Source organism: Mucilaginibacter sp. (assembly GCF_028287845.1).
Lineage (GTDB): Bacteria > Bacteroidota > Bacteroidia > Sphingobacteriales > Sphingobacteriaceae > Mucilaginibacter.
Genome location: NZ_JAQBOW010000109.1, coordinates 23,013 through 41,883, shown reverse-complemented (window position 1 = coordinate 41,883; position 18,871 = coordinate 23,013). Strand labels below are relative to the sequence as shown.

Here is an 18,871-nt window from a genome sequence, read left to right as displayed (position 1 = left end):
GAACAGAGAAGTCAAGCCCGCCAGAGCCGATGGTACTGCGGTAAAACGTGGGAGAGTAGGTCGGTGCCCAATTTAAATCAGGAAAACCCTGTGAACTAAAGTTCATGGGGTTTCTTGTTTTATGGCAAATCGGTAATCCGCGTATTCACCAAGCCGTGATTGCGCGCACGCCGTTATGTATTATCACCAACAAATGTGTATTGGGGTGTCCGTCCGCAAAGGGAGTGAGGCAAAACGGGCGAGCGGACGGTTGATCATCCGCTCTAACCTCACAATTTCACCATATCATTTTGTATGGCGTACAGCACCAGGCCTATTCTTGATTTGAGGTTGAGCTTTTGGAAGAGGGCCTCGCGGTAATTATCAACCGTGCGCGGGCTTATAAACATTTGGTCGGCTATTTCTTTGTAGGTTAGTTCGGTGCAGCAAAGTTCTATAAATGCGGCTTCGTTTTTCGAGAAAACCGGCACGCTTTCGGTATTGGTAAGCGAGCGCACCATTTTGCTTGATACCAGGTCATTCATATACATCCCTTTCTCTGCAATTACTTTAATGGCCTCATGCACCTCACGCGGGCCCGATTCTTTTAGCAAATAGCCGCATGCGCCGCATTTTAGCATTTGTATTACGGCCTTGTCATCCTCGAACATGCTTAGGGCCAAAACTTTTACGGTTGGGTGGTTTGCTTTTAGCCAGGTTGTTGCGCCATAGCCATCCAATACCGGCATATTTATATCCATTAATATTACCTGCGGCAAGGGGTGCCGGGTTATCATTTGCTGCAACTGGTAACCGTTATCGGCCTCGAACAGTACCTGCAGATCGTCAAACTCACGCATAAGCGCGGCAACGCCGTTACGAAAAAGGGTATGATCATCAACAATTGCGATGCGGATTTTCGGGTTTTTCATTGTTTAGGGATAGGGAATTATTACGCTTATACGAGTGCCTTCGTTTTTTTGTGACTGGATGATTAATTCGCCGCCAACTATATGGGCCCTTTTATGCATGTTTTGCAAGCCCATGCCCATATTTGTGGCCTGCGGGCTATCGCCATTAAAACCTACGCCATTATCGTGAATGTGCAGCTGCATTTGTTGCCCTATGTAGGCTAATTTTATATTGATCTGCGTGGCAAACGAGTGCTTGATAATATTATTCATCACCTCCTGTAATATACGGAAAATGATGAGGTCCTTATCCAAACTGCTATTTGGCGGCTCTTCGCCCTCGTGCACATAATTTACCTGGTACTTGCCAGATTTTTCAATCCAGTTAATTTCATGGCATATCGCTTCCGACAGACCCACGCCCAGCAGTTGGTCACCCTGCAGGAGTTTGCCCAACAGGCGCATTTCTTTAATAGAGCGACCGGTAAGGTCAATAGCAGCATCTATCTTTTGCCGCGCTTTTTCAAGGTCGTCAAGCTGTATGGAGTTTAGGGTGAGCGAGCTCAGGCTAAGCAGCTGGCCAATATTATCGTGCAGGTCGGCACCTATGTTTTGCATGGTTTGCTCCTGCACCTCGAGCTGTGTTTTTACAATTTCGGCATCAAAGGCCAGCTTCATCTGCTCTTTTTCTTCGATATGCATTATTTTGCGCCGGTTATAAACCAGCACATACAGGATAATAAAAACGGGCGCCAATAAAAATATCAGCGTAGCTATTAAAATTAGCTCTGTGATGTTGTTGTTAGCCATTTTTTGCAAATGAATGAATAGCTCCAGCAGCCATACAAAATAATAGTAAGCGCCGTAAATATAAAATAGGTAATGTTATGCCCTGCAATTTTTACATTTTTTAGGTATGTGAAGAACACGTTAACTGCCGTGCTGCCAAAATAAAAGAACAGTGTGCCGGCAACCCACCAAAAAGAAGCAGAACGTTTAAGATCTATATAATGCTCATCCTTTATCAGCAGGAAATAATAGTAAAAGCTATATATCACAAACACAACCGACATAACGGTTGCTGTAACATCATTAAACACAAAGAAGCCATGATCGTATATATCATAACCATATAGCAGCAATAATAAAGCAAGCCCCGCTAAAATAATGGGCCTGCTGTTAACGTATTTGCTTAATATGTTGCTAAATAGGAGGCTGGTAAAGCCGGCCTCGAAAACCAGGAATATATTATATAGCCATTGGTTATGCTGATGCGCGTTTTTTAACAGCTTGCCTGATATCTCTGTAGCACAGGTTATCAGCAGGAAAAGAACTATGCTGCGCCACGCAAAATTTGCATCCTTTATTAAACAAATAAAAGCGATGATAAAACAGGTAGCCTCGATAAAAATTATAAACGACATATTTTCTTTTTTTACCTCTCCCCAAGCCCCCTCCAAAGTAGAGGGGAGAATTATAGGGATGTCTTTAATTTATAGCAATAAGGCACCATCGCAGTTATTAGGGCACATTTCGCCGCGATTTTGCGGATCGACAGCAAACAAATGCATAGGTAATTTATGGTTTGGCGCGCCAAAATAATCTATGTGTATATGTATGGGGTCCTTTGCTCCTTTGGGCAGCACACTGGTATCTTTGGTAGAAACCAATATAATAGTATTGCGGTACGGATGCTGATACGGCATCCTGTCCAGTTGTAATTTAGGGTACCTGCCGAAATAGATACGCAGCCCGTCGGTTTTTCCATCTTTTTTTCGGGCCGCATCCAACGCGGCAACTAAACTGTCAAGCTTGGATAAAGGCATAAAAATGCTGCGGGTTTTTGAGCCCCTGCCGCCGGGTTTGTTGCTGTCATCGTCAAGGCCGCGGGTACCAAAGGTGTCTACTAGCATTTTTGCTTCATCATAGCTGATGCTGTTTTCTGATTTAAATCCTGCTGTATCAGTTAGCGCGGCAACCGCGGCTGTAGCCGTGCTTTTTGAGTTGGCATAATAAAAACCGGCAACAAGGCCAATTATTAAAGTGATAAGAGGTAACACTAATTTTTTCATGTGTGTGAAAGGTTTAAATTAAAAAGGTGGTTTAAGTTGTGCATTACAATATTACTAAAATCAATATTAAACCGCACATTATCAAAGTATTTACACCCTAAAAAAAAGGGTAAAAATACCCTATAAAAAAGGGGGACTTTACGGTAAGCCATATTGCTTTTAGTGCCCACATTTGTATCGTTAGTTTAATTAGTAGTTAATAACGACCGGCAAAAAAGAGAGCGATCAGCAGCTTTAGGGTGCTGTTGAAAGCTTTGCCGGTTTAATTCCAGGTAAAAAGAAAGCACATGAATATTGTAAATAAACCAAGTCCGAATTTTTATGGGGGCCGCAAGGGCCATAAGCCCGAAGCTATAGTAATACATATTATGCAAGGCACCTTATATGGTACCGATAGCTGGTTCCAGAGCCTTATATCAAAAGCATCGGCACATTATGGCGTGGGTAAAGCAGGGCAGGTGCACCAGTATGTGAATGAAAGAGATACCGCCTACCATGCGGGTAGGGTTAATGCCCCAACGTGGAGCCTTATTAAGCAAACAGAAAGCGGGTTATACATTAGTCCGGATTTTTACACCATAGGTATTGAGCATGAGGGTGACTTCAATACCAACTGGACCGACGAAATGTATCAAACCAGCAGCGACTTAATACGGGTCATCAGCAAGCGTTGGGGCATTCCTATAGATCGTAAGCACGTTATAGGCCATCACGAAATATATTCGTTAAAGAAATGCCCCGGCAGTGGTGTAGATATTAATAAACTTATTGCAATGGCTAACGGGCAGTTAATTGATGAACTTACTGTTTAAGAAATTAAAGATTAGTGATTGAAGATTAAAGATTGGAGATTAGGCCTGTCAAGTTTCTCTCCGAGCGTCATTGCGGCGGTAGCGTGGCAATCTCACGTAGGCTAAGTAGCGCGTCGTCTTCCCGGCCCGGTGTGCTGACAGGCCTTTACGCTTTTTTGCACCCTCCTACCACACGTCATCCTATACAAACATAGGATGACGCTTAATTTTTTTCTCCTCTGTCCGCTTGTCATAAACCTGTCGGGTATCTGGCGGACGGACACTCGCTATTAATTCTTAACACCGGCCAGAGGTTCAATATTTTGCATCTCTGTTACGTCCACTCAGTGTAAGTAACCTTTGGCATCCATGGGTGTTTTATCATTCCGTATGCCCACGGTAGTGTTTGCAACAGCACATCATACGCTCCTTTTCTACTATTATCGATACCTTATCCTCATCTTTAGTTAGTTTGCCGGGGCGTTGTAAAAAAGATGTTCTTAACCCGTTTATAGATGTGTTATTTAATTTATCCCAGGTTTTTAACATGGCCTGTAACAGGCCCTCTGCAATTACCTTTTCTTCTGTTGTCAGAGGTGGCAGAATTTTAATTGCTGTTACTTCAAGCCCAAAAATCAACCCCATTGCTTCAGCGTCAGGTAGGGTGTAAGTGTCATTACCGGTAGCTACAAACAGTAGCGCTTGTATGGCCTTTTGCCTATCGCTGTCACTTTTAAACGCTACATCCAGGCTCAGCCTTGTAAAGTACGTAACAATAAAAGGGGTAATTAGCACCAGCCCCGCATTATTAATAAAATATACTTGTTTGGGTTTGGCAGGCATGGCGCATGGTGCTAATGAAAAACGAAAGATAATAAAAGCGTAGCATCGGCACAAGTCGAGCCCTGCACAAGCCTACCCGCTAAGACTTGCGCCAGATTGCGGGGGGAAACGACAGGCCTAATCTTTAATCTTCAATACCTAATCTTTCCACCCAATCTTTAATCTTCAATACCTAATCTTTCCACCCAATCACTAAATAGAACATTTCCAAATAACATTTGACATTGTACTGGCTTCGCATTAAGCGTTATATTTTGTAAATTCGCACCACGCCTGTTTTTAGTGGAAGTTATTACTTTAAATGGGGATTATTCGTTTTACTTCTTACTTAAATATTACTAAAATGGCTTTTGATTTAGAGATGATCAAAAAGGTTTACGATCGCTACAGCACCCGCGTGGCTGCTGCCCGTACCGCGACTGGTAAACACCTAACTTTAACCGAAAAAATATTATATGCTCACCTGAGCGAGGGCGATGCTAAGCAAGCCTTTGGTCGTGGTGTAGACTATGTTGACTTTGCACCCGATCGTGTGGCTATGCAGGATGCTACGGCGCAAATGGCGCTGCTGCAGTTTATGCAGGCGGGCAGGCCGCAGGTTGCCGTACCAAGTACGGTACATTGCGACCACCTGATACAAGCCAAAGTTGGCGCTGTTGAAGATTTACATACCGCTATTGATGTGAACCGCGAGGTTTATGATTTCCTGGCTTCGGTATCTGATAAATATGGTATTGGTTTCTGGAAAGCCGGGGCGGGTATTATTCACCAGGTAGTGCTGGAAAATTACGCTTTCCCGGGTGGAATGATGATAGGTACAGATAGCCACACGCCAAACGCGGGTGGTTTAGGTATGGTTGCTATTGGTGTTGGCGGTGCCGATGCTTGCGACGTTATGGCCGGTCTGCCATGGGAGCTAAAGTTCCCTAAGCTAATTGGTGTTAAATTAACCGGTAAGCTTTCGGGCTGGACATCGGCTAAAGATGTTATTTTAAAAGTTGCCGGTATACTAACCGTTAAAGGTGGTACCGGTGCCATTGTTGAATATTTTGGCGAAGGCGCGCAATCGCTTAGCGCTACAGGTAAGGGTACCATCTGTAACATGGGTGCCGAAATTGGTGCTACCACTTCTATCTTCGGTTACGACGAGAAAATGGCTATTTACCTGCGTGGTACCGAGCGTTCAGAAGTTGCTGCCGCTGCCGACGCTGTTAAAGAACACTTAACCGGCGATGCCGAAGTTTACGCCAACCCTGCACAATACTTTGATCAGGTGATAGAAATTAACCTGAGCGAACTGGAGCCGCATATTAACGGTCCGTTTACTCCTGATTTGGCATGGCCGATATCTAAATTCGCTACCGCGGTTAAAGAGAACAACTGGCCAGAGAAACTGGAAGTTGGTTTGATAGGTTCATGTACCAATTCATCATATGAGGATATTACCCGTTCGGCATCTATAGCTAAACAGGCTATTGATAAAGGCTTAAAAGTTAAAGCCGAATTTACCATAACTCCCGGCTCTGAGCTGGTACGTTACACGGTGGAGCGCGATGGTTATTTAGATACTTTCGGCAAAATGGGTGGCGTAGTGTTGGCTAATGCTTGCGGGCCATGTATTGGTCAGTGGGCTCGTCATACTGATGACCCTACCCGTAAGAACTCTATCATTACGTCTTTCAACCGTAACTTTGCCAAAAGGCAAGACGGTAACCCAAATACGCATGCTTTCGTAGCATCGCCAGAGGTGGTAACCGCTTTAGTTATAGCAGGCGATTTAACATTTAACCCGTTAACTGACTACCTTACCAACGAAAAAGGCGAGCAGGTTAAGCTAGACGAGCCTTTAGGTATTGAAATGCCTGTTAAAGGTTACGCGGTTGAAGATGCCGGTTACCAGGCCCCTGCCGAAGATGGCAGCAGGGTTGTAGTTAAGGTTGATCTTGCTTCATCGCGTTTACAATTGCTTGAGCCGTTTAAGGCGTGGGAGGGTACAGATATTACAGGCTTGAAATTGCTGATAAAAGCTAAAGGTAAATGTACTACAGATCATATCTCTATGGCTGGGCCATGGTTAAAGTTCCGTGGTCACCTGGATAACATCAGTAACAATATGTTGATTGGTGCCATAAATTATTTCAACAATACTGCCGATAGCGTTAAAAACGAACTGACCGGCGAATACGGCCCGGTACCTGCCACACAGCGCGATTATAAGGCGCATGGCATAGGTTCTATTGTTGTTGGCGATGAGAACTATGGCGAAGGTTCATCACGCGAGCACGCGGCTATGGAGCCCCGTCATTTGGGTGTACGTGCCATATTGGTGAAATCATTCGCCCGTATCCACGAAACCAACCTGAAAAAACAAGGTATGCTGGCCATAACCTTTGCTGATAGCAACGATTATGAAAAGATACAGGAAGACGATAAAATTGATATTATCGGTTTAACCACCTTTGCCCCGGGCAAACAGTTAACCGTAGTATTGCATCACCAGGACGGAACGGTTGATTCGTTCCCGGTTAACCATACCTATAATGCACAGCAGATAGAATGGTTCAAGGCAGGTGGCGCGTTGAATATCATCAGGAGACAAATGGCTTAGTCTTGAGGCCGAAAGGTAAAAGGTAAAAGCTAAAAGGTTTTTTGCAGAGCCGCTTCGATTATCGGGGCGGCTTTTTTTTGTCCGCAGCGTCCAAAGTGTGTCGCCCCTTTAGCGGACGGACAACAATTAAATTGATGAAAATTATTGCATTGCCTTCGGCCCGGGCTATCCGCTTATACGGCTACAGGCGTTAGGCGCGGGGCCGGTATCCGCTGCTATCCCTAACGCGGAATTTCAGTTTTAAGCCGTCAGCAGAAAAGCTTCTGGCGAGGTCTGATAAAATATGCGGGTCTGTGCGGCGGGAAAGGCATAGCAACTTTTTGCCAAGGCAATGGCCATGTGCGATCTGGAGCAAAAATATTGCAGCCTGTGATTTTATCAGACCTGCAGGGCAAAGGCCCTGAGCGCAAAGAAGCATCTCTGCTGACTTGATTTTTGGTTCTTTTCATCAAGGAAAAGAACAAAGCCTACCCGCGGCGATTGAGCGGGCGGATGCTCACATTGTGTACGAAGCTCGCAATCTGCATGAAGAAGACGCAAAATATTGCGTCTCTAGAGTTTTTTTACCCGTTTCAACGTCAACAAATTCTGCGCGTTCAAGCTATAGCCGCTTATATTATTCTGGTACAGGTTTACCCGCTTATCATAATATAAAATAACCACCGGGGCATGCGCCATAATCACGTTATCCATTTTTTGGTAGATGGCGAAGCGTTCTTCATCGTTTTTTATGTTGTAAGCTTGCTCGAACAGGTGGTCAAACTCCGCGTTATTAAACCCGGTATAATTTGGCCCAAAGGGTATCTTATTTTTCGAGTAGAAAACCGACAGGTAATTCTCGGCATCCGGGTAATCGGCAATCCATGATCCATAGAAAAAGTTAATACCGTTTTTGGCTACCATTTCGCGCAGGCTGGCACCCTGGGTTACTTCTATTTTAGTTTTTATACCGGCGCGGTCCAGTTCGCCCTGTATATATTCTATCATGTTGTGATAGGCAACGGTAGTAGTAAGGGTGATGGGCGGCATGTTTTTACCGTCGGGGTAACCTGCCTCTGCCAATAACCGGCGCGATTTGGCAGGGTTATAGTTGTAGCCCTTTACATCCGCCGCACTAAACCCCGGCATACCCGCCGGTATAAAGCCCTGGTAACCCGGCGTACCTAAACTATTGCGCAGGTATTTTATCAATTTTTGCTTATCAATAGCATAATTAATGGCTTGCCTTATCTTCAATATCCGCAACGGCGAATGTTTAACTATCGGCAGCGTAGTATCTACCAACATGCCCAGGTACATGGTATTGAGGTAGGGTCCGGTTTGTAAAATAAACTGGCCCTTATACTTGCGGGTTATCCGACCCGATTTGGTTAAAATATCATCGCGGTAGCTGCCATCTATATCATTAAAAAAATCAAGTTTCTTTTTAATAAACTCCATGAACGAGGTTTGCTTATCATCAATAAACGTAGCACGGATAGCATCAAGGTAGGGCAATTGTTGGCCCTTGTTATCCTTCTCCCAGTATTTTTCGTTTTTCAGCAGCACCATAACTTCGCCTTCTTTCCAATACTTAAATTTAAATGGCCCTGTACCCACCGGGTGGCTGCGAAAATCTTTGCCATAAAACTCAACCACCTCCTTAGGTACTACAGAGCAATACTGCGCCGTAAGCATGCTGATAAAAGGCGCGAAGGGCTGCTTTAAGGTGATGCGGAAGGTGCTGTCATTTAATGGCTCGAAAGCTTGCCTGCCAACTACCTTATCGCTAAATATCCATGAGCCCGATGAGGCTACTTTTGGGTCGATAAGACGGCTAAAGCTATAAGCAAAATCGGCAGCTGCAACCTTGCGGCCAATGCCATTTTTAAAATGCGTTTCATCCTGAAAATAAACATCATTACGCAGGTGGAAGGTATATACTTTCCCATCGGCAGATATATCCCAGGTTTTGGCAATGCAGGGGATGGTTTTCAAATTGTCATTTATCTGCACCAAACCATTGTATACCTGGTTATCCATCCAGATGGTGTTATGGTTGCGGCAAAAAGCCGGATCAAGCGAGGTTAGGCCCTCGTCAAGGTTGATATTGAAAACAGTTTGCCGGGTATTATTTTCGGACGGACTACAAGCAGATATCAGAAAAAGTAAACACAGGTAGCCTATCAGTTTATTCATTAAAGCTAATATATGTAATTATTGAGTTATTGATTTATCGAATTGTTGATTTGACAATATGATGTTAGTAAATCTCTAATAATGTAAATAATTACTAACTTGGTAGTTATAACACCTAAACCATGAAAAACATTCTTATCCTAATGGCCGTGGGCATATTATATTGCCCTTTTGCTATTGCGCAAACGCTTAATGCAGCCAATCTTCTGCACACAACACGCCGTATCAGCTTTAATTTTGTAGGGAAAGACAGCGTTAATATGGCCCTTAACGACGAGTTTGATTTGATAGAAGATAGCTGTAAGCAGGTTATCCGCTACGCGAAACTGGATATGCGAAAGCGCAAATATTTGGGCAAAATTAAAGATGTAAGCAGCCTTAATCCTAATTTAATACTTACAGAGGGCAACTATACCGCAGATGGGTTGAAGGATGGCTATTTCATCACCCATTATTTAAACGGACAATTACAAGCTAAGGGCAGCTTTAAAAATAATGAGTATGAGGGCAAGTGGGAAATGTATTATGATGACGGTAAACCCAAATTAACTTTTGAAGCCAACGGAAAAGATATAAAGATAACAGATGCCTGGGATGCAAAAGGTGTTAAAACTATTGATAATGGAAAAGGCACTTACCGGGTTAACACCGGGTCGATATACTGGAAGGGGAAGTTGCTTAACGGCAAACCCGATGGCGCATGGAGTGCCATGAAAACAGACGATGCCACCAATACCGATATTGCTACCGAAAAATACAAAAATGGTGCGTTTCAAAAAGGGACAGGTCCATTGGGCGATTATAACGATGTGTCGAGGATGGCATTAGTTCCGGGCGATGTGCTGCCATTTGTTAAAGCCGAGCTGTTGCATGTGTCAATGGTGCCATGTAACGGTGTTAAACGCAAACATATTGTAAATGCGCAATACGCCCAAGGATTTGGTTATTTCTCTGAAGCAATTAAGCGCGCTGTTGAGCCATACCTTAAAACGGTTAATATAAAATCGTACGAAAATCAATTTAATATTACAGGTGAAGTTAACGACAGGGGATTTATTGTTAATATGACTGCTAATGATGCTTTTAACCAATCGATAGCACAGGGATTGATAGCAAGCCTTAGGCGGTTGCCGGCATTAAACCCGGCTACCGTGGATGGCAAACCGGTAACGCAAAAATTCAATATCACATTTAATTTTGGGCAAGGGCTTTATAGTTTCAGCTACCGGTTTTTGCAAATTGAGGATAAGTAACAGTTTCATAAATATTATTAAAAACCATGATTTTTAAATCAACCATCCTTATTATACCCGGACTGGGTAGCTCAGGTCCGCAGCATTGGCAATCTTTATGGGAGCGCCGGTTTAATTTTACCCGGGTTGAACAGCAGGATTGGGATACCCCGGTTTGTGCCGATTGGGTAGAAGCGATTAATAATGAAATTAATAAGCAAGACCCGTCGCAAGTAATATTGGTTGGCCACAGCCTGGCTTGCGCCACTATAGCTTATTGGGCACAAAAGTTTAACACCAAAATTAAGGGTGCGTTGTTAGTTGGCCCAAGCGATACCGAAGCAGATACTTATCCAACCGGAACAAGCGGGTTTAAACCTGTGCTGCCATTTCCATCAATTGCGGTAGTAAGTACTGATGATTATTATGTAACACTTAATCGCGCCAGACTATTTGCGGATAGCTGGGGGAGCGAGATAATTAATATTGGTGATGCCGGGCATATTAATGTGGCATCAGGCTTTGGCGAATGGGATGCAGGGTTGGAGTTTTTGAAGAAGTTGGATGGATAATATACTTTGCGATACAATGGCAGAGCCCTGTTAAGTACTCGTTATAAACGGGTGCTTAATAGGCTTAACGCTATAATGTTAGCTCAAAAATCTTTCTTTCAAAAACTTACCCGTATAGCTATCTTTTTCTTTTATCAGATCCTCAGGCAATCCTTCAAATACTACTTTGCCGCCACGGTCGCCGCCTTCGGGGCCTATATCAATAACCCAATCGGCGCATTTTATCACATCCATATTGTGTTCAATTACAATAATGGTGTTGCCATGCTCTAACAGGGCATCGAATGATTTTAGCAGTTTCTTAATATCGGCAAAGTGTAAGCCTGTTGTAGGCTCATCAAAAATGAACAGCGTTTTATGCGGATTATTCCCTTTAACCAGGAAGGATGCCAGCTTGATACGCTGCGCTTCGCCGCCTGATAGTGTATTGGATGATTGGCCCAACTGCACATAACCTAAACCCACTTCAAATAAAGGTTTTATTTTAGCGATGATCTTAGGCTCAGAAACAAAAAACTCCAATGCTTCTTCAATGGTCATGCTTAGTACATCGCTTACATTTTTTTCATTGTAAGTAATATCCAGTATATGTTGCTTAAAGCGTTTGCCACCGCAGGTTTCGCAGGTTAAGAAAATGTCAGCCATAAACTGCATTTCTATTTTTACTTCGCCCTCGCCCTGGCAAACATCGCAACGGCCACCCTCAACATTAAAAGAAAATGCCGATGGTTTTAACCCTGCAGCTTTAGCAACCGGGCGCGCCGCAAACAGGTTGCGTATCTCGTCCCAGGCCTTAACATACGTAACCGGGTTGGAGCGTGATGAACGGCCAATTGGATTTTGATCCACCATTTCTACCTGTTCAATTTTAGCATAATCACCTTCAATAGCATCATAGCTGCCGGTTTGCTCGCCATTGTAATTGCCCAACGTTTTTTGCAGTGCAGGAGCAAGTATACGCTTTACCAGGCTGGTTTTACCTGAGCCGGATACACCGGTAACGGCGGTAAACACACCTAGCGGGAACTTAGCTGTTACATGCTGCAGGTTATTTTCGCGTGCGCCTTTTATCTCTATAAAATCGTTCCATTTACGGCGACTTGTTGGGATAGCTATTTCTTCCCTGCCGCTTAAATAACGGCCGGTTAAGCTGTTGTTATCTTTTATAATTTCATCATAAGTGCCGCTAAATACCAGCTCGCCGCCATGGGTGCCGGCAGCGGGGCCGATGTCAATAATATGATCGGCGGCTTTCATGATCTCTTCTTCGTGCTCAACCACCAAAACGGTATTGCCAACATCGCGTAATGATTTTAGAACAGTTATTAACCGTTGCGTATCACGTGGATGCAGGCCAATGCTCGGCTCATCCAATACATATACCGATCCAACCAAACTACTACCCAACGAGGTTGCCAAATTAATACGCTGCGACTCGCCACCTGATAAGGTGTTAGATAAACGATTCAGCGTTAAATAGCTTAATCCAACATCATTTAAAAAGCTTAAACGGTTGGTTATTTCGGTTAATAACCGCTTGCCAATTTTAACATCGGTTTCGTTTAATTGCAGGCCTGCAAAAAATACCAGCGCTTTATCCAGCGCCATCAAAACCACATCGGTGATAGACTGGTTGTTTATCTTAACATAGGTAGCATCATGGCGCAGGCGGCTGCCTTTACACTCGGGGCAGGTGGTTTTGCCGCGGTAGCGGGATAGCATAACCCTGTATTGAATTTTATAGGTTTGCGCCTCCATCTCCTTGAAAAATTCATCCAAGCCGCGGAAGTGTTTATTGCCGGTCCATAATAAGCGTTGCTCTTTTTCGGTCAGTTGGTTGTACTGGCGATGGATAGGAAAATCAAACTTTAAAGAATGTTTTACCAGTTCATCGTTCCACTCACGCATTTTCTCGCCGCGCCACGGGGCAATAGCACCTTCGTAAACGGTTTTGCTTTTATCAGGAATAACTAAGTCTTCGTCAATGCCAATTACTTTGCCGTAGCCTTCGCAACGTTTACAGGCACCATACGGATTATTAAAGCTGAAGAAATTTGATGTAGGCTCTTCAAACTTAATTCCATCCAGCTCAAACCTATCGCAAAAAAAACGCTCCTTTTCTTCAGCTGTGTCAGGTTCCTGATACCTTACATAGCAATCGCCCTTGCCTTCAAAAAACGCGGTTTGCACCGAGTCGGCCAGGCGGCTCATGGTCTCTTCCGAATCATTTTTAGTAATACGGTCTATTACAATATGTACAGCGTGGTCCTTATAGCGGTCACGGTCAGGGGTGGTGCTTTCTTCTACATTATCCCATACGGTGTTATCTAATCCCTCTTCTTCTAAAAGCGATTCGATGCGTGATATTTTGCTTTGATATTCAACCCTCACAAACCCTTTTTGCATTAATACGGCCAGCTCTTCTTTTAAGCTACGGTTATTATGCGGGTAAAGCGGGCAAAGTATGGTAGCCTGTGTTTCATCAGGCAAAGCCATAATAAAATTAATCACATCAGTAACCGAATCTTTTTTTACAATGCCGCCCGATACCGGCGAAGTCGTTTTACCAATACGTGAAAAAAGCAACTTAAGGTAATCATATATCTCTGTTGAGGTACCAACTGTAGAGCGCGGGTTTGAGGTAATTACTTTTTGTTCGATCGCTATAGCAGGGGCAATACCTTTAATATAGTCAACATCGGGCTTGTTCATGCGGCCCAAAAACTGGCGGGCGTATGATGAAAGACTCTCTACATAACGGCGCTGACCTTCGGCATAAAGTGTATCAAAAGCCAGGGATGATTTGCCTGAGCCAGACATGCCCGTAACTACAACCAGTTTGTTTTTTGGTATTGCTACATCCAGGTTTTTAAGATTATGCACCCGGCTACCCTTTATTATAATATGTTTTTTGGGATCTTTATCCGCTTCTTTAACCATGTATTATTTTATATTATAAATGCTTATTGTGATTAAACCATTTATGATTAAACGAGTCTATACTATGTAAGCTATTGCTATGCACTTTTTTACAAAATGCAAAAATCCTAAAATATTTAGCAGTATCCAAATAACAGGACAAAGCAATAAATATTATGACAAAAAAAAATTATTTGTTTTTTAGCGTATAATTTGTTTTATTTGGGGTAATAATAATTTAACCCCAAAGGAGACCCCCTATCGATTAGAAGCTATACTTAACAATTTAATTAACTAAGTTTAAAAAGTAAGAGCTTAATATGGATTTTCAATTGCAAAGTGATCAGGATTTAATCCATCTGTACGTAACCGGAGATGAAAAGGGTTTAGTAGAGTTGATCCGCCGTTATCAATCAAAAATTTATACTTCAATTTACCTGCTTGTTAAAGATGAATATCTTGCCGAAGATATTTTTCAGGATGCTTTTATTAAAGTAATTAATACGCTAAAGGCCGGTAAATATAACGAAGAAGGTAAATTTTTACCCTGGGTAACCCGTATTGCACATAACCTGGTTATTGACCATTTTCGTCGTGAAAAGCGCGCGCCAATGGTAAGCAATGGGGACGATTTTGATATTTTTGAGGTGCTTGGCAACTACGATGAAAGCACAGAGGACCGAATGGTTCGCGACCAAACTCACAAGGATTTAAAGATATTGATACAATTGCTCCCTTCTGAGCAAAAAGAAGTATTAATTATGCGTCACTTTGGCGATATGAGCTTTAAAGAAATTGCCGACATTACCGATGTCAGTATCAACACGGCCTTGGGCCGCATGCGTTACGCGTTAAACAATCTGCGCAAAATGATGCAAACCAAGGAGTTGAGTTTGAAGAATTAAACATTAATAATTGTGATTATTATAAGATGCTGCTTGCCCCCGGAGATTACGGGGCAGCAAATTCTTGATGTGTTTATGAGTCGTTGTAATAACATGTAGTGGTGAGTGATACCCGCGTTTGAGAACGCCCAATTGTTTTGATCCACGATTGCTATGATTTGCCTATTGTTCATGATTAACAGTTGGATTAAAAAAAATCAATCGCTAAAAACCAATTCTTACACTAAACCACCAGCTTAAACGTTAACCATACCGGTATTTATCCCCATTTGCTTTGCTTTTCACCGCAGTTTTATCAACCCAAAAGAAAAATTTCATTAAATTTTCATTTAAGGAAAATAAAATGAAATAGGTGTACGTTATACAATGTATAACTGATTCAATAAAAATAGCTTATGGCAGAAACCTTTACTTTTAAACAGCTCACTAACCTAAATGGAGTGATGAAAACAGATACAATAGAAAATCTGGAAGGGGACGAACAAATGTTCTATAATTCGCTCCGTGCAGATTTGGACCTGTTGCAAAAACAGCCAAAATTGCAAACCATTCATTACATACTTGATTATTCTAAAAGTTTGCGGTAAGCTTGGTAGTTGAAAGTCTTAAGTCCTGGTGAAGAAGTTCATTTCTCACTCAGGACTTTTTTTTACTTTTGACAGCAGACTTCAGACTTACCCACATGCTCAGAGCCGAACGCTACCGCCATTTTGTTGAATATTTCTCTAAGAACCAACCCGGGGCAGAAACCGAGTTGCATTATACCAATCCGTTCGAGCTGCTTATTGCCGTAATACTATCGGCACAGTGTACAGATAAACGCATTAACCAGGTTACGCCCGCGCTTTTTGAGCGGTTCCCTACGCCCGAAAGTTTAGCCGCGTCAAACGTCGACGAGGTATTTACTTATATCCGCAGTGTAAGCTACCCTAATAATAAAGCCAAGCATTTGGTGGGCATGGCTAAAATGCTGGTAGAAGTTTTTAATGGCGTTGTGCCGTCTGACATTAACGAACTGCAAAAAATGCCCGGCGTGGGCCGCAAAACTGCTAATGTTATTGCATCAGTAGTGTATGATGCTCCGGCTATTGCTGTCGATACGCATGTTTTTAGGGTGGCTGATAGAATAGGGTTAACTACCAACGCCCGTACCCCATTGGCTGTTGAAAAGCAGTTGGTAAAATACCTGCCTACAGAAACGTTGGCCATAGCGCACCATTGGCTAATTTTACATGGCCGGTATATATGCGTAGCGCGCAGCCCAAAATGCGAGATATGTCCCCTTACCTGGTTTTGCCGCTATTATGAACGCGCCCATACCGAAACCGCACTAATAAAAGCCGAAGCGCTAAAACTTAAAAAAGCTAAGGATGCAAAAAGAAAGAAATCATTGGATGCTATTAGTAAGCAATTGGCTAAACGCAGTGTGGATAAGAATAGTTGATTGAGTTAAATAAGTTGATTAAGTTAGCAGTTACATGCTAGGTATAGTCAATAAAACTATTTAACTTAATCAACCACTAAACGCAATTAACAATTATTACTAATAATATTAGTAATTGTAAAATAATTATCTATATTTGTTCAAGATATTTTTAAGATGAGTAACGCAGATAAATTAAAGGCACTACAGCTTACATTAGATAAGCTTGAAAAATCATACGGAAAAGGCACTATCATGAAGCTGGGCGATTCTGTTATTGAACCAACAGAGGTTATATCAACCGGCTCATTAGGGCTTGACATCGCTTTAGGTGTTGGTGGTTTACCTAAGGGCCGTGTTATTGAAATATATGGGCCCGAATCATCAGGTAAAACCACGCTGGCTATCCACGCCATTGCCGAATCGCAAAAGAAGGGTGGCATTGCAGCCTTTATTGATGCGGAACACGCGTTCGATCGCTTTTACGCAAAAAAATTAGGCGTTGATGTAGAGAACCTATTAATATCACAACCCGATAATGGCGAGCAGGCTTTGGAAATTGCCGATAACCTGATCCGCTCGGGCGCTATAGATATTTTAGTTATTGACTCGGTTGCCGCGTTAGTACCAAAGGCAGAGATCGAAGGCGAAATGGGCGACTCGAAGATGGGTTTGCATGCGCGTTTAATGTCACAGGCATTGCGTAAGCTTACAGGTACCATTAGCAAAACAGGTTGTTGCTGCATATTTATAAATCAGCTGCGCGATAAAATAGGCGTTATGTTTGGTAACCCCGAAACCACTACCGGTGGTAACGCCCTGAAATTCTATGCATCGGTACGTTTAGATGTGCGCCGTATATCACAAATTAAAGATTCTGACGAAGTATCAGGTAATCGGGTTAAGGTTAAAATAGTAAAAAATAAAGTAGCGCCTCCGTTCCGTATTGCCGAGTTTGACATCATGTTTGGCGAAGGCATATCAAAAGCCGGCGAGATCATTGACCTGGGTGTTGAGCATAACATTATTAAAAAGGCCGGTTCGTGGTTTAGCTATGGCGATACCCGTTTGGGCCAGGGCCGTGACGCGGTTAAACAACTGATATTGGATAACCCCGAACTTATGGACGAACTGGAAGCGAAAATTAAACAAGAAGTTACCGGTGATAAACTGATAGAAGAAGTAGAATAGCCTGTATTGATTTCGGGATTTCGATTTCGATGAGTTGATTTGAGTCCCTCTATTGGAGGGATTTTTTTGTTTCCATAGTGAATTCTGCGGCGGGGTTTTTCACCCGGAATGCTATCCTTTAAGGTATTGTTAATATAAATCTTACAATTTAACTAACTCTTAACCTTGACTTTATTAAATAGACATACCTGATAAGTAATATTGCATCAACAAAATTTAGCAATAATACGTTAAAATGCAAACAGCAAAATTTTAAAGTGGAATTCCTAAAAACAGGGTTATTTGTTTTGCTGATTTTGTAGTTTTTGACTGAAAAGGTCAGATATATATTTTAAAAATGTTTTTATATTGTCATTTCATAGTAATATATTTACAATAATAGCACCCTAATACAATTTAAAAATTGGAAAATATGCGCCTGATTTTTTTAAAGACGCTTTTTGTTTTATTACTATTTGGTAGTCCATTTATTGGAAAATCACAAGGCATTACGTTGGCCAATGCTTTTGCGCATAACGATTATCGCCACAAACATCCCCTGATAGATGCCGAAAATAATGGCTATACCCATATTGAAGCCGATGTTTTTTTACACTCCAATAAACTGGTTGTTGCCCACATTAACCCCTATTTTAAAGGGAAAAGAACGTTAGAAAATTTATACTTAAAACCATTGTTCCAGCAGATAAGTAAAAATAACGGGCAGGTATATGCAGGGTATGATCAGCCAATTACGCTTATGATAGATATTAAATCAGACGCTAATAAAACCTATGCTTTGCTAAAACAGGAACTTGAAAATTACAAGTCGGTGTTGTCAAGTTATGATAATGGTAAGGTTTCTTTACGTGCAATTACTATTGTATTATCGGGGCATAAGCCGTATGATGTTATGAAAAATGAGCAATCCCGTTTTGCTTTTATTGATGAAGATTTGCGTAAAACTGCGAAAGACACCGCTAGAGCCAGCAGCATATTCGCTATGGCAAGCTGCAAATATTCAAAACTATTAAAGTGGAAAGGATCGGGTAATATCTCCGAACGTGAAAAGGATAGGTTATGCGCTTATGTATTACAGGCTCATAAAAACGGGGAGCAGGTAAGACTTTGGGCTTCGCCCGATAATAAGGCCGTTTGGAGAGAAATATTAAGTTGCGGTGTTGATCTGATCAATACTGATAAACTTGTTGCCCTTAAAAATTTCCTGGTGTCACAATCAACTAATGGGCCCCCGGCCACTTATTAAT

General features: G+C 42.4%; 15 protein-coding genes and 1 pseudogene. 9 read left to right on the top strand and 7 right to left on the bottom strand.

What is annotated here, in order from left to right; all coding sequences use genetic code 11:
• Positions 1-269: 269 nt before the first annotated feature.
• From JWP71_RS11465 to JWP71_RS11450, 4 genes are all read right to left on the bottom strand, one after another.
• The gene (locus JWP71_RS11465; protein ID WP_299499930.1) at positions 270-911 is read right to left on the bottom strand and encodes a response regulator transcription factor; all 642 of its coding nucleotides are present in this window, start codon (positions 909-911) and stop codon (positions 270-272) included.
• Between the two features lie 3 nt (positions 912-914).
• Positions 915-1,700 (bottom strand): ATP-binding protein, encoded by a 786-nt coding sequence (locus tag JWP71_RS11460; RefSeq protein WP_299499928.1) that lies wholly within the window; start codon positions 1,698-1,700, stop codon positions 915-917.
• Complete coding sequence (locus JWP71_RS11455; RefSeq protein WP_299499926.1) at positions 1,673-2,314, bottom strand: hypothetical protein; 642 nt, start codon at positions 2,312-2,314, stop codon at positions 1,673-1,675. Before JWP71_RS11455 ends, JWP71_RS11460 begins: the two co-directional genes overlap by 28 nt.
• 69 nt (positions 2,315-2,383) lie before the next feature.
• Positions 2,384-2,962, bottom strand: coding sequence for a hypothetical protein (locus JWP71_RS11450; RefSeq protein ID WP_299499924.1), 579 nt, complete (start codon positions 2,960-2,962; stop codon positions 2,384-2,386).
• 287 nt (positions 2,963-3,249) lie between these two features.
• Between JWP71_RS11450 and JWP71_RS11445 the strand changes: the two genes are divergently transcribed.
• Positions 3,250-3,774 carry a peptidoglycan recognition family protein gene (locus tag JWP71_RS11445; RefSeq protein ID WP_299499922.1) on the top strand — a complete coding sequence of 175 codons (525 nt, stop codon included), beginning with the start codon at positions 3,250-3,252 and terminating at the stop codon, positions 3,772-3,774.
• A gap of 313 nt (positions 3,775-4,087) precedes the next feature.
• On the opposite strand, the pseudogene JWP71_RS11440 reads toward JWP71_RS11445, so the two are convergent.
• Positions 4,088-4,596: pseudogene (locus JWP71_RS11440) on the bottom strand (contractile injection system tape measure protein).
• Between the two features lie 343 nt (positions 4,597-4,939).
• Here JWP71_RS11440 and JWP71_RS11435 point away from each other — a divergent pair.
• The gene (locus JWP71_RS11435; protein WP_299499916.1) at positions 4,940-7,204 is read left to right on the top strand and encodes an aconitate hydratase; all 2,265 of its coding nucleotides are present in this window, start codon (positions 4,940-4,942) and stop codon (positions 7,202-7,204) included.
• Positions 7,205-7,756: 552 nt separating this feature from the next.
• Here JWP71_RS11435 and JWP71_RS11430 read toward each other — a convergent pair.
• On the bottom strand, positions 7,757-9,382 hold the full coding sequence (locus JWP71_RS11430; protein WP_299499913.1) for an ABC transporter substrate-binding protein: 1,626 nt from the start codon (positions 9,380-9,382) through the stop codon (positions 7,757-7,759).
• Positions 9,383-9,504: 122 nt separating this feature from the next.
• Between JWP71_RS11430 and JWP71_RS11425 the strand changes: the two genes are divergently transcribed.
• Both JWP71_RS11425 and JWP71_RS11420 read left to right on the top strand, forming a co-directional pair.
• A complete protein-coding gene (locus JWP71_RS11425; protein WP_299499910.1) occupies positions 9,505-10,635 on the top strand; it encodes a hypothetical protein in 1,131 nt (376 codons plus the stop codon).
• 26 nt (positions 10,636-10,661) lie between these two features.
• Positions 10,662-11,186 (top strand): alpha/beta fold hydrolase, encoded by a 525-nt coding sequence (locus JWP71_RS11420; RefSeq protein ID WP_299499909.1) that lies wholly within the window; start codon positions 10,662-10,664, stop codon positions 11,184-11,186.
• Between the two features lie 78 nt (positions 11,187-11,264).
• Here JWP71_RS11420 and uvrA read toward each other — a convergent pair whose 3' ends face one another.
• On the bottom strand, positions 11,265-14,126 hold the full coding sequence (uvrA, locus tag JWP71_RS11415) for an excinuclease ABC subunit UvrA (RefSeq protein WP_299499907.1): 2,862 nt from the start codon (positions 14,124-14,126) through the stop codon (positions 11,265-11,267).
• Between the two features lie 299 nt (positions 14,127-14,425).
• Between uvrA and JWP71_RS11410 the strand changes: the two genes are divergently transcribed.
• The 5 genes from JWP71_RS11410 to JWP71_RS11390 all read left to right on the top strand — a co-directional run bounded on the left by JWP71_RS11410 (position 14,426) and on the right by JWP71_RS11390 (position 18,870).
• Positions 14,426-15,010 (top strand): sigma-70 family RNA polymerase sigma factor, encoded by a 585-nt coding sequence (locus JWP71_RS11410; protein WP_299499904.1) that lies wholly within the window; start codon positions 14,426-14,428, stop codon positions 15,008-15,010.
• Positions 15,011-15,405: 395 nt separating this feature from the next.
• Complete coding sequence (locus JWP71_RS11405; protein WP_299499901.1) at positions 15,406-15,597, top strand: hypothetical protein; 192 nt, start codon at positions 15,406-15,408, stop codon at positions 15,595-15,597.
• A gap of 95 nt (positions 15,598-15,692) precedes the next feature.
• Positions 15,693-16,454, top strand: a complete 762-nt coding sequence (nth, locus tag JWP71_RS11400; protein ID WP_299499899.1) for an endonuclease III — start codon at positions 15,693-15,695, stop codon at positions 16,452-16,454.
• Between the two features lie 156 nt (positions 16,455-16,610).
• Entirely contained in the window at positions 16,611-17,624 is a 1,014-nt protein-coding gene (gene recA, locus JWP71_RS11395) for a recombinase RecA (RefSeq protein ID WP_299499897.1), read from the top strand.
• 412 nt (positions 17,625-18,036) lie between these two features.
• Entirely contained in the window at positions 18,037-18,870 is an 834-nt protein-coding gene (locus JWP71_RS11390; protein ID WP_299499895.1) for a phosphatidylinositol-specific phospholipase C/glycerophosphodiester phosphodiesterase family protein, read from the top strand.
• The last annotated feature ends 1 nt before the right edge of the window (position 18,871 follow it).

Coding starts and splice junctions, on each gene's coding strand:
- JWP71_RS11465 (WP_299499930.1), bottom strand. CDS start 911: ATGAAAAACCCGAAAATCCGCATCGCAATTGTTGATGATCATACCCTT.
- JWP71_RS11460 (WP_299499928.1), bottom strand. CDS start 1,700: ATGGCTAACAACAACATCACAGAGCTAATTTTAATAGCTACGCTGATA.
- JWP71_RS11455 (WP_299499926.1), bottom strand. CDS start 2,314: ATGTCGTTTATAATTTTTATCGAGGCTACCTGTTTTATCATCGCTTTT.
- JWP71_RS11450 (WP_299499924.1), bottom strand. CDS start 2,962: ATGAAAAAATTAGTGTTACCTCTTATCACTTTAATAATTGGCCTTGTT.
- JWP71_RS11445 (WP_299499922.1), top strand. CDS start 3,250: ATGAATATTGTAAATAAACCAAGTCCGAATTTTTATGGGGGCCGCAAG.
- JWP71_RS11435 (WP_299499916.1), top strand. CDS start 4,940: ATGGCTTTTGATTTAGAGATGATCAAAAAGGTTTACGATCGCTACAGC.
- JWP71_RS11430 (WP_299499913.1), bottom strand. CDS start 9,382: ATGAATAAACTGATAGGCTACCTGTGTTTACTTTTTCTGATATCTGCT.
- JWP71_RS11425 (WP_299499910.1), top strand. CDS start 9,505: ATGAAAAACATTCTTATCCTAATGGCCGTGGGCATATTATATTGCCCT.
- JWP71_RS11420 (WP_299499909.1), top strand. CDS start 10,662: ATGATTTTTAAATCAACCATCCTTATTATACCCGGACTGGGTAGCTCA.
- uvrA (WP_299499907.1), bottom strand. CDS start 14,126: ATGGTTAAAGAAGCGGATAAAGATCCCAAAAAACATATTATAATAAAG.
- JWP71_RS11410 (WP_299499904.1), top strand. CDS start 14,426: ATGGATTTTCAATTGCAAAGTGATCAGGATTTAATCCATCTGTACGTA.
- JWP71_RS11405 (WP_299499901.1), top strand. CDS start 15,406: ATGGCAGAAACCTTTACTTTTAAACAGCTCACTAACCTAAATGGAGTG.
- nth (WP_299499899.1), top strand. CDS start 15,693: ATGCTCAGAGCCGAACGCTACCGCCATTTTGTTGAATATTTCTCTAAG.
- recA (WP_299499897.1), top strand. CDS start 16,611: ATGAGTAACGCAGATAAATTAAAGGCACTACAGCTTACATTAGATAAG.
- JWP71_RS11390 (WP_299499895.1), top strand. CDS start 18,037: ATGCGCCTGATTTTTTTAAAGACGCTTTTTGTTTTATTACTATTTGGT.